General features: G+C 57.5%; 13 protein-coding genes. 3 read left to right on the top strand and 10 right to left on the bottom strand.

Annotation, left to right across the window (positions count from 1 at the left end):
• Positions 1-107: 107 nt before the first annotated feature.
• From NWQ23_RS15920 to NWQ23_RS15930, 3 genes are all read right to left on the bottom strand, one after another.
• Positions 108-629 carry a MarR family winged helix-turn-helix transcriptional regulator gene (locus NWQ23_RS15920; protein ID WP_372340143.1) on the bottom strand — a complete coding sequence of 174 codons (522 nt, stop codon included), beginning with the start codon at positions 627-629 and terminating at the stop codon, positions 108-110.
• Positions 630-718: 89 nt separating this feature from the next.
• Positions 719-991 carry a succinate dehydrogenase assembly factor 2 gene (locus NWQ23_RS15925; protein WP_306167375.1) on the bottom strand — a complete coding sequence of 91 codons (273 nt, stop codon included), beginning with the start codon at positions 989-991 and terminating at the stop codon, positions 719-721.
• Complete coding sequence (locus NWQ23_RS15930; RefSeq protein ID WP_306167376.1) at positions 988-1,380, bottom strand: helix-turn-helix transcriptional regulator; 393 nt, start codon at positions 1,378-1,380, stop codon at positions 988-990. The genes NWQ23_RS15925 and NWQ23_RS15930 overlap by 4 nt, the downstream gene beginning before the upstream one ends.
• 82 nt (positions 1,381-1,462) lie before the next feature.
• Between NWQ23_RS15930 and NWQ23_RS15935 the strand changes: the two genes are divergently transcribed.
• Together NWQ23_RS15935 and NWQ23_RS15940 are read left to right on the top strand one after the other, a co-directional pair.
• Positions 1,463-2,665 (top strand): pyridoxal phosphate-dependent aminotransferase, encoded by a 1,203-nt coding sequence (locus NWQ23_RS15935; protein ID WP_306167377.1) that lies wholly within the window; start codon positions 1,463-1,465, stop codon positions 2,663-2,665.
• Positions 2,662-3,063 carry a hypothetical protein gene (locus NWQ23_RS15940; RefSeq protein WP_306167378.1) on the top strand — a complete coding sequence of 134 codons (402 nt, stop codon included), beginning with the start codon at positions 2,662-2,664 and terminating at the stop codon, positions 3,061-3,063. The genes NWQ23_RS15935 and NWQ23_RS15940 overlap by 4 nt, the downstream gene beginning before the upstream one ends.
• A gap of 44 nt (positions 3,064-3,107) precedes the next feature.
• Here NWQ23_RS15940 and NWQ23_RS15945 read toward each other — a convergent pair whose 3' ends face one another.
• From NWQ23_RS15945 to NWQ23_RS15975, 7 genes are all read right to left on the bottom strand, one after another.
• The gene (locus NWQ23_RS15945) at positions 3,108-3,596 is read right to left on the bottom strand and encodes a copper chaperone PCu(A)C (RefSeq protein WP_306167379.1); all 489 of its coding nucleotides are present in this window, start codon (positions 3,594-3,596) and stop codon (positions 3,108-3,110) included.
• 65 nt (positions 3,597-3,661) lie between these two features.
• Complete coding sequence (locus NWQ23_RS15950) at positions 3,662-4,027, bottom strand: hypothetical protein (RefSeq protein ID WP_306167380.1); 366 nt, start codon at positions 4,025-4,027, stop codon at positions 3,662-3,664.
• A 77-nt stretch (positions 4,028-4,104) separates the two neighbouring features.
• A complete protein-coding gene (locus NWQ23_RS15955) occupies positions 4,105-4,902 on the bottom strand; it encodes an aminoglycoside 6-adenylyltransferase (protein ID WP_306167381.1) in 798 nt (265 codons plus the stop codon).
• A 31-nt stretch (positions 4,903-4,933) separates the two neighbouring features.
• Positions 4,934-5,881 carry a D-glycerate dehydrogenase gene (locus tag NWQ23_RS15960; protein ID WP_306167382.1) on the bottom strand — a complete coding sequence of 316 codons (948 nt, stop codon included), beginning with the start codon at positions 5,879-5,881 and terminating at the stop codon, positions 4,934-4,936.
• Positions 5,878-6,216, bottom strand: coding sequence for a tRNA-binding protein (locus NWQ23_RS15965; RefSeq protein WP_306167383.1), 339 nt, complete (start codon positions 6,214-6,216; stop codon positions 5,878-5,880). Before NWQ23_RS15965 ends, NWQ23_RS15960 begins: the two co-directional genes overlap by 4 nt.
• Positions 6,209-7,024, bottom strand: a complete 816-nt coding sequence (gene proC, locus NWQ23_RS15970; protein WP_306167384.1) for a pyrroline-5-carboxylate reductase — start codon at positions 7,022-7,024, stop codon at positions 6,209-6,211. Before proC ends, NWQ23_RS15965 begins: the two co-directional genes overlap by 8 nt.
• Positions 7,025-7,098: 74 nt before the next feature.
• A complete protein-coding gene (locus tag NWQ23_RS15975; RefSeq protein WP_306167387.1) occupies positions 7,099-7,602 on the bottom strand; it encodes a YbjN domain-containing protein in 504 nt (167 codons plus the stop codon).
• A 231-nt stretch (positions 7,603-7,833) separates the two neighbouring features.
• On the opposite strand from NWQ23_RS15975, the gene NWQ23_RS15980 reads away from it, so the two are divergent.
• Positions 7,834-8,865: a M42 family metallopeptidase gene (locus NWQ23_RS15980; protein WP_306167385.1), complete on the top strand. Its 1,032-nt coding sequence runs from the start codon at positions 7,834-7,836 to the stop codon at positions 8,863-8,865.
• The last annotated feature ends 76 nt before the right edge of the window (positions 8,866-8,941 follow it).

Consider the following 8,941-nt stretch of genomic DNA (forward strand, 5'->3'; position numbering starts at 1 on the left):
CAACCCAACCGATACCCTCGTTAACTACCGAAGGTCTTTTTAGGCCAAGAATTCGTTCAGACGAAACAAAATGACGGTGCAAAGACCTTTTGCCGCATCACACCGCGTTAATAGATATAGCGGATCTGTTCGGTCCAATAGCGTTCAACCCGGCGCAAAGCGACGGTAATGTCTTCGACGCCGGACTGGTCCAGAACACCCCTTGCAACCAGACCTTCGGAATGTGTCTTGAAGAGTTTGGATACAATCAGATGCACGCTGCGTCCCTTTTCGGTCAGGCGTACACGCACAGACCGGCGGTCGATTGCGCTGCGTTCATGGTGCATATAGCCCGTATCGACAAGTTTCTTGAGATTGTAAGAGACGTTCGACCCTTGATAATAGCCGCGGCTTTTCAATTCGCCGGCGGTCACTTCATTGTCGCCCACATTGAACAGCAAAAGCGCCTGTACCGGATTGATCTCGAGCAGGCCAACCCGTTCAAATTCATCTTTGATCACATCAAGCATCAACCGGTGCAGCCGTTCAACGAGGTTGAGTGCATCAAGATAGCTGGCCATGAATGCCGCGTTCCGCGCGGGGGACATCGCAGGCTGTTCGGGGTCATCGAGGTCAGTGTGAATACTCATACGCATGCTCCATTTTTTGCCGTCAGAAGGGCATAAGACGAAACAAAGAATAATCAGTTAAGCGCAAAAATTGCGGCAATTGCCCGTGATCAGGCCGGGCGGGTCACACCGTGGGCACTGGCAGAGATCTGTGTCACCAGATCAAGATAGGCTTCCGGCACCGGCAATTGCCCACCGATCCAGCCATAGATGTCATGATCGTTCTCGGTCAAAAGCCGATCATAAAGCTCCAAGGCTTCATCCGTGAAACCCGTCAATTGTTCTGCGGCAAAGGCGGACAGGATCAGGTCCATTTCCTTGATCCCGCGCCGCATCGACCGCATCCGCAATCGCTTGATCATGGTATCGCGGGTTTCGGTCATGTCGGGTCCTTCAATGCAGCGCGCAGGCGCTTTTCCAGCCGCGCCAGATTCTCGCCGGTTTGCGCGATCTGACCGCGCAAAGACCGCATCTCGGCCAGCATGTCGAGCAGATCATTGGACAGCACAATCTGGTCATCAGGCGCATCCGGCCCATCACCTTCGCCCGTCAAGAGCCATGTGATGGATACACCCAAGATGCCCGACACCATCTGCAACCGGTTCGCGCGCGGCTCCTTCAGGTCATTTTCCCAGCCTGAAATTACATTGGTTTTGACACCCAGCTTTTCGGCCAGCGCCTTTTGATCCATCCCAGCCGCTTCGCGCGCACCGGCAAGCCTGTCGCCAAATGTCGCCGTCTCTTCGCTGAACCATCCCAGATCATCTGTCATCGCATCACCCCTTCAAGCTTGCTATCAGCCGCCTTCACGTCCTATGTCACAGACAGGCCTCTGTTACCACCGGATCACCCAAATGACATTTCTCTCTGCGACACTGAACCGCGTTAAACCGTCCCCGACCATTGCCGTCACCACCAAGGCCGCCGAGCTAAAAGCCGCTGGGCGCGATGTCATCGGACTGGGCGCAGGCGAGCCGGATTTCGACACACCCCAGAACATCAAGGACGCGGCTGTCGCAGCCATTGCGGCGGGCAAAACCAAGTATACGGCCGTGGATGGTATCCCCGAACTCAAAGAGGCGATCTGCGCCAAATTCAAGCGCGACAATGATCTGGCCTATACGCCAGCGCAGGTCACCGTCGGCACAGGCGGCAAGCAGGTGCTTTACAACGCCTTCATGGCCACGCTGAACCCCGGTGACGAGGTGATCATTCCCGCGCCTTATTGGGTCAGCTATCCCGATATGGTCCTTTTGGCGGGCGGCACCCCTGTCACGGTTGAAGCCACGCTCGAGGCAAATTTCAAGATCACCGCCGATCAGCTGGAGGCAGCGATCACGCCCCAGACCAAATGGTTCCTGTTCAACTCGCCCTCCAATCCCACGGGGGCGGGCTATAGCTGGTCCGAACTGAAGGAACTCACCGACGTTTTGCTGCGCCACCCGCACGTCTGGATCATGACCGATGACATGTACGAGCATTTGGCCTACGGCAATTTCAAATTCTGCACCCCCGCACAGGTTGAACCCCGGCTTTACGACCGGACACTGACCGTCAACGGGGTGTCAAAGGCCTATGCGATGACCGGCTGGCGCATCGGCTATGCGGCCGGGCCAGAGGTGCTGATCAAGGCGATGCGCAAGGTGCAATCGCAATCCACTTCCAATCCCTGCTCTGTCAGCCAATACGCGGCGGTCGAAGCGCTGAACGGAACGCAGGATTTCCTTGCTCCCAACAACGCGCTTTTCGAACGGCGGCGCGATCTGGTGGTGGCGATGCTCAACAAGGCTCCCGGCATCGTCTGCCCGCAACCGGAAGGGGCGTTCTACGTCTACCCGTCCATCGCGGGCTGCATCGGCAAGACAACGGCGGCAGGTACGCTTATCGACAATGACGAAACCTTTGCGACGGCACTTTTGGAAGAAACAGGCGTTGCGGTCGTCTTTGGCGCAGCCTTCGGGCTCAGCCCCAATTTCCGCGTCAGCTATGCGACCTCTGATGCGGCGCTGAAAGACGCCTGCCAGCGGATCATCACCTTTTGCGAAGGGCTGACATGAACGGGCTGCCAGAGCTTTATTTCAGGGTTCGCGAGAACGGCGCTGCCGTCTTCCGCGTTGATGTGACAAACCGCGACAGACGGATCGAGATGGAACAAATCGCGGTCATCAATACCAATCGTGGAGACTACAAGCCGCAAGGCGACGAGATTCTGAGCGAAGCGGAAAAGCAAGTCATCACCGACTGGATGCAACAGCGCCTTGCAGTTCTCGCTGCACGCGACATGGATGACATTCATCGCGCGATTGATCACCTTAATCTGACGACGCATTGGGCCCAAACCAAAGCAACCGACGACCAACTAGAGGATGTCACGGACAGGTTGCTTTTGGCCATGCACGACCTGCGCAGCGTTTTGGTCCGCAAAAAGGCAGACCGGGTCAGCCGACCGAAGTAAGAGCGGACGCAGCAACCATCGGGTCGCCGCGCCCGTACGACGGGTCAGTTGCCCATCTGGTGGCCGCTATGGTCCATGGCCTCTGCGGTCCGTTCTTCGACGTAGAAGACAACTTCAACCTCGCCCGCCTTCTCGAACACGAGTGTGGCGGGGAAAGTCTCGCCCACTTCGAAAGGGTCACCACCCAGTCCCATGAACATGACATGCAACCCGCCCGGGGCAAGTTGGACGGTTTCGCCTGCAGGGATGTCGACGGCTTCGACATGGAACATGCGCGCCACATCATCTGTCATTTCGGTGTTGTGCAACTGGACGCTGGGAAACCCTGCGCGGACCTCCAAGAGCCGATCTGCGGTGCTGCCGTTGTTGGTGATCGCAAAGAAGCCGCCGCCGGACATGGCTGTCTTTGCGGTTTCAAAAGCCATCGGATGATCAATGACCAGATCACCAAGCTTGAATTCATGCGCGGCGGCGGTTGTTGCAGTTGCAAAGGTGCAGAATGCGGCTGTTGCCAGACGTGAGAAACGTTTCATCGGGGTATCTCCAAGGGTGCACCCTTGCATCGGGTGCGTTCATTTGATCGGGGAAAGAAAGGCAATCAAACGGCAGGAGGTGCCCGCACAGGGTGCGCGGTCTCTTTTGCAGAGGCAGCAACCACCTGCGTGGGAGAAAGATGACAGGCCACACGTGGGCGACCCATGCCAGACACCGACGCTTGCGACGCCTTTGGCAGCAGTACACTGTCTACCAGACGGCAGGCGTCACAAGTCTGTCCTGCGCCATGCGAGCCTTGTTCGGCATCGCCGCAAAGCTCTGCCAAGGTGCCGCCAGCAGCCAGATAGGACTGCAGGCTTTGGTCCACATCCTGCGGTGTGACGCGATGCGCGAACCCCGTTCCGGCCATCGCGACCAAAAGGGCAAAGACGACCGAAAGCTTGCAAAATGGTGTCAGTATGCGTGTCATAACAGTGTGCATATACTGCGACATTTAAAGACGATCCAGCCTAGATCATCGCGACAAACTGTCATTGATGTTTCGCCTCAATAGGGGCGCGTGATTGAAAGCGCCGTTTTAAGTTGCGCCCATGTCGCCGCTTCGAAATCTTCGGGCCAGTCAACGCCCAGCCGGTCCGCCATGCGGCGAGCGCGCGGCAGATAGGCCTGCGCATAGGCCAGATGTGCCGCGATCATGGCGTCCCGTTCTGGCCGTGGGGGCGGCAAAGACGTGAGTAAATCCTTCTGTTCTTCCGTCAAAAGTCGGTTCAGGTGCAAGACCCCACCCCGATTGGGGGCATTGGTCTGTGCAATCAGGAGCTCCACCAGATAGTTGCGCAAATGGAAGATACCCAGAACACCATTGATGTATTCCTCGCGACCGACAGCCAGATGCAAAAGACCCAAGATGCGGATGAAATCCTCGAACTGATACCGCCATTTCCCAATCTGTGGCGCGGCTTCGGGCAGCTTGTCCGGCAGTCGTTCAAACAGGCCGTCGTGATCAAAAAGCGGTATTAGCATGTTCTGCGCATACTGCGCCAATTGGTCCTCCTTCAGGATCAACACATCTGTCCGGGTCCAGTCTGTGGTGATCGCATTGATCAGGACAGGGACAGTCTTGCGATCCCACCAAAGAACAATCGTGCCCGTCTGGCCAACAGCTTTGCGCCAGACCTCTGAAATGGCGTCCGTCGCACCATCTTGGGCGACAAGGACAAAATCAATATCACTAAACGCATCTGCCATCCCATTCCCGTAGCTGCCGCCAAGAAACAGCGCCCGGATGTCAGGCACGTCGATCGTTGCAGTCTTGATGGTCTCGATAACGTCTTCTCGGGTCAACAGTCTGCCCTCTTGAAAAGTGACCTTTGCCTTAAACCGCCTGCGGCAAGGGACGCCCTTCGTCCCATGCGATAATATTGTCCAAGGCCATCTGCCCCATTGCCTCGCGCACTTCGAGAGCGGCAGTGCCCAGATGCGGCAAAAGCACGACATTCTCCATCGCGCGGAATGCATCAGGGACGAATGGTTCTTTGGCAAAGACGTCGAGACCCGCACCGGCGATCTGGCCCGATTGCAGGGCCGCGATCAGGGCATCCTCGTCCACCACATCACCCCGGGCGATATTGACGAAAATGCCTGTTGGTTTCATCGCGGCCAAGGCTGCGGCGTCGATCATCTTGGTATTGGCGCCACCACCGGGAACCGTCACGACAATGATATCAGAGGCCGCCATCAATTCCGCCAAAGTCGCGACTTGGCGGGCGGGCAGATCCACTGCCTTGGGCGAGCGATTGAAAAACAAAACCGGCATCTCGAACCCATAGTGGCAACGGCGGGCGACCGCCTGACCAATGCGGCCCATGCCAACAATGCCCACGGTCTTACCGGTTACATGCGTGCCCAGCATCTGCGTCGGGCCCCAGCCGCCCCATTTGTCCGCACGGACCATGCGCTCGCCCTCGCCTGCACGGCGGCAGGTGGACAGGATCAGGGTCATGCCAATATCAGCGGTCGCATCAGTGACCACATCGGGGGTGTTGGAGACCGCTACACCCGCCTTTGCCGCCGCAACAGCATCAATATGGTTATAGCCCACACCAAAGTTGGCCAGCACGCCGCAGCGGATTTCGCCTTCAAAGGCCGCAGCCACGAATTGATCACCCAAGGTCGGCAAGATCGCGTCGTAATCACGCAAGGCTGCCGCCGCTTCGGCAACTGTCAAACCCTCTGAGGTCTCGCGCAGAGTGACGTCATAGCGCGCGCGGGCTGCGGCAAGGTTCGCCTCGGGCAAACGGCGGGTGATGAGAAGTTTTTTCAATGCAAACGCCCTCCCAAAGGCACAGGCTGGTCAGGGCCTACAAGAACGACTTCGCCATTTTCGTCCGGCATACCAAGAACCAGAACCTCGGACATGAACTTACCGATCTGGCGGGGTGGAAAATTCACGACAGCCAGCACTTGGCGGCCAATCAAGGTTTCGGGCTGATAATGGGCTGTGATCTGGGCCGATGTCTTTTTCTCGCCCAGCTCTTCGCCGAAATCGATCCACAGCTTGATGGCAGGTTTGCGGGCCTCGGGATAGGGTTCTGCGCGCAACACCGTGCCGACACGGACATCGACCCTCATAAAGTCGTCAAATGTGATCTCACTCATTGGCCAACTCGCGCGAGCGGGCGGCGGCGGCGGCAACGGCGCGGCGCAACAAGGAGGGAAATCCGGTGTCCGGGTCCATCAGAACCTCAAGGGCGGCCTGTGTCGTCCCATTGGGCGAGGTCACATTGATGCGCAATTGTTCGGGGGTTTCATCCACGTCCTCGGCCAGTTCTCCGGCGCCTCCGACAGTGGCGGTGGCCAACTGCATCGCCAGATCAGCAGGCAGGCCTTCGGCAACGCCGGCGGCGGCCAAAGTCTCGATCAGATGAAAGACATAAGCGGGGCCAGAGCCGGAGACAGCCGTGACAGCATCCATCTGACCTTCATTTTCAAGACGGACCGTCTGGCCGATGGACCACAAGAGGGCCTCTGCGAGATCCATATCATCGGGGCTGGTTTTGGCGTTTCCGATCAAGGCGGTGATGCCCCGGCCAATTGCGGCAGGCGTATTGGGCATGGCGCGGATAATCGGGGTCGCGTCGCCGAGCATCTTTTCGAACGTGGCAATCGGCGTTCCTGCGGCGATGGAGATCACAAGGGTCTGACCGTTGCCAAAGATTTTCACATCGGGCAAAGCGGCGGCCATCATCTGTGGCTTGACGGCGATGATCGCAATTGCAGGGTTTGTGGGAAGATCACCACCAATATTCACGCCTTGCGCCTTGAGCCAGTCTGACGGTTTGGGGTCCATGACCCAAACAGATGCAGGTGGCAAACCATTGCGCAACCAGCCCGCAAGCATCGCGGAACCCATCTTGCCACATCCCAGCAAGACCAGCCCGCGCTTTGCAACATCATTCATATCCATGGAAGAACCTCTTGGCGTTTTTTCAAGAGGTTAGCCAAAGGTAAGGTGGGTTTAAACCCACCTTACGCTTAAAATTACGCGCGCCCGTAAGCGCCGCCGATCGCGACCTGAACGGCCTGTTCGGGTGTCTTGTCAGCCCATGTGACAAGCTGGATCGCCGGATAATACTGCTCGCACGCCGAAACCGCCGCCTTGATCATCGTGTCAATCTGATCCGGACCGGCGACCTGATCGCCTGCCAACATCAACCCATAGCGATAAACCATCAGCTTTTGTTCATCCCACCAGGTAAATGCACCTGCCCAGCAGCGGTCATTGATCGTGTTGAGCGTCTCGTACAGAACCGGCATCCGGTCCTCTGGTGGCTCCATCTCGTAGGTACAAATCAGACGCAAAGTCTCGTCATAGCCTGACCATGCAAGCGTGATGGAGTAAGTGCGCCATTGGCCTTCAACCGCCATCGCGATCTGGTCGTCGTGAATGCGGTCAAATTCCCATTCGTGGTGTTCTGCGATGTGCTCTACCAGATCAATCGGGTGAAGATCATCAGCCTCGAGGTAATGTTCGGACAATGCCATCTGCTTGGCCTCACTGCGTTGGCGCATGGGTCATGGCAGTGCCCAAGCGCTAGGTGCCTGCTCTAGGGAGGGTGTTGTTCACCTTTATCCCCTACTACATATCGTGGCCCGTAATAGGGACTTCTGTAAAGCAATTTTTTGGGGATAACTGGTCTGCCACAAAAATTTCATGGGGATAATTGCCTTCTTCCCGACAAGCACTCACTTTGCTGCGTAACAAAGGAGCACCCGATGAACACCGACCTTCTCAAACGGCTTTGCGAAATGCCCGGCGTGCCGGGCCACGAGGACCGGGTACGCGACCTGATCACGGCGGAAATCAAGGACCTCTTTGACCACATCGGGACCGATCCGATGGGATCACTGCTTTGCCGTCGTGATGCAAAGAAAAAGAACGCGCCCAAGATCATGCTGCTCTGCCACATGGACGAGATCGGCTTTCTGGTCAGCCATATCGACAAGAACGGCTTTCTTTACCTGCAACCGGTTGGCGGGTTCGACCCTCGCAACCTGTTTTCGCGCCGCGTCCTCGTCTGCACCGATGCGGGCGATTTCAAAGGTGTGATGAACCCCGGCGGCAAGCCGATCCATATCTCTGCCCCCGATGACCGCAAGAAAGTCCCCGAAGTGGGCGAATTCTTTGTTGATCTGGGGATGGGCAAGGCCGCCAAGGACATCGTCAAGATCGGTGACTATGTCGTAATGGACGAACCCTTCCTCGAAATGGGCGACAAATTCGTGTCCAAAGCGCTCGACAACCGCATCGCCTGCTGGCTGGGGATAGAAGCGATCCGGGCCTTGGGCAAGAAAGGGCGCGGTGCGGAAATCCACGTGGCCTTTACCTGTCAGGAAGAGGTCGGCCTGCGCGGCGCGCGCACGGCAGCTTATGCAATCAAACCCGACATCGGGTTGGGCATCGACGTTACACTGGCCTGCGACACCCCCGGCATCCCCGAAAAGGACACAACCACCGTCCAAGGCAAAGGCTTTGGCCTACACGTGCGCGACAGTTCCTTCATCGCCGACAAAGCACTGGTGGCCGAGATCGAGGCGCTCGCCATCAAGAAAAAGATCCCCTATCAGCGCACGATGCTGGCCGCAGGCGGTCAAGACGGGGCTGCCGCCCAACAAGCCGCAGCAGGCGCGCGGGCGGTCGGGATCGTGGTGGGGACGCGGTACATCCACACAGTAACCGAGATGGTCGAAAAGGACGACCTGCAAGCGGCGCTGGATATACTTGTGGCCTATCTGGGGGAGTTTTAGGGGGGATGTCCCGCAAAGGGGGCAAACCCGACGTTGGCAGCTTTTCGGCTAATGGCCACGTTTTCTATGCTGCTAA

The sequence above is a fragment of the Yoonia sp. genome, assembly GCF_030731595.1.
Classification (GTDB): Bacteria; Pseudomonadota; Alphaproteobacteria; order Rhodobacterales; family Rhodobacteraceae; genus Yoonia.

Coding starts and splice junctions, on each gene's coding strand:
- NWQ23_RS15920 (WP_372340143.1), bottom strand. CDS start 629: ATGAGTATTCACACTGACCTCGATGACCCCGAACAGCCTGCGATGTCC.
- NWQ23_RS15965 (WP_306167383.1), bottom strand. CDS start 6,216: ATGAGTGAGATCACATTTGACGACTTTATGAGGGTCGATGTCCGTGTC.
- NWQ23_RS15930 (WP_306167376.1), bottom strand. CDS start 1,380: ATGACAGATGATCTGGGATGGTTCAGCGAAGAGACGGCGACATTTGGC.
- NWQ23_RS15940 (WP_306167378.1), top strand. CDS start 2,662: ATGAACGGGCTGCCAGAGCTTTATTTCAGGGTTCGCGAGAACGGCGCT.
- proC (WP_306167384.1), bottom strand. CDS start 7,024: ATGGATATGAATGATGTTGCAAAGCGCGGGCTGGTCTTGCTGGGATGT.
- NWQ23_RS15925 (WP_306167375.1), bottom strand. CDS start 991: ATGACCGAAACCCGCGATACCATGATCAAGCGATTGCGGATGCGGTCG.
- NWQ23_RS15975 (WP_306167387.1), bottom strand. CDS start 7,602: ATGGCATTGTCCGAACATTACCTCGAGGCTGATGATCTTCACCCGATT.
- NWQ23_RS15950 (WP_306167380.1), bottom strand. CDS start 4,027: ATGACACGCATACTGACACCATTTTGCAAGCTTTCGGTCGTCTTTGCC.
- NWQ23_RS15945 (WP_306167379.1), bottom strand. CDS start 3,596: ATGAAACGTTTCTCACGTCTGGCAACAGCCGCATTCTGCACCTTTGCA.
- NWQ23_RS15935 (WP_306167377.1), top strand. CDS start 1,463: ATGACATTTCTCTCTGCGACACTGAACCGCGTTAAACCGTCCCCGACC.
- NWQ23_RS15980 (WP_306167385.1), top strand. CDS start 7,834: ATGAACACCGACCTTCTCAAACGGCTTTGCGAAATGCCCGGCGTGCCG.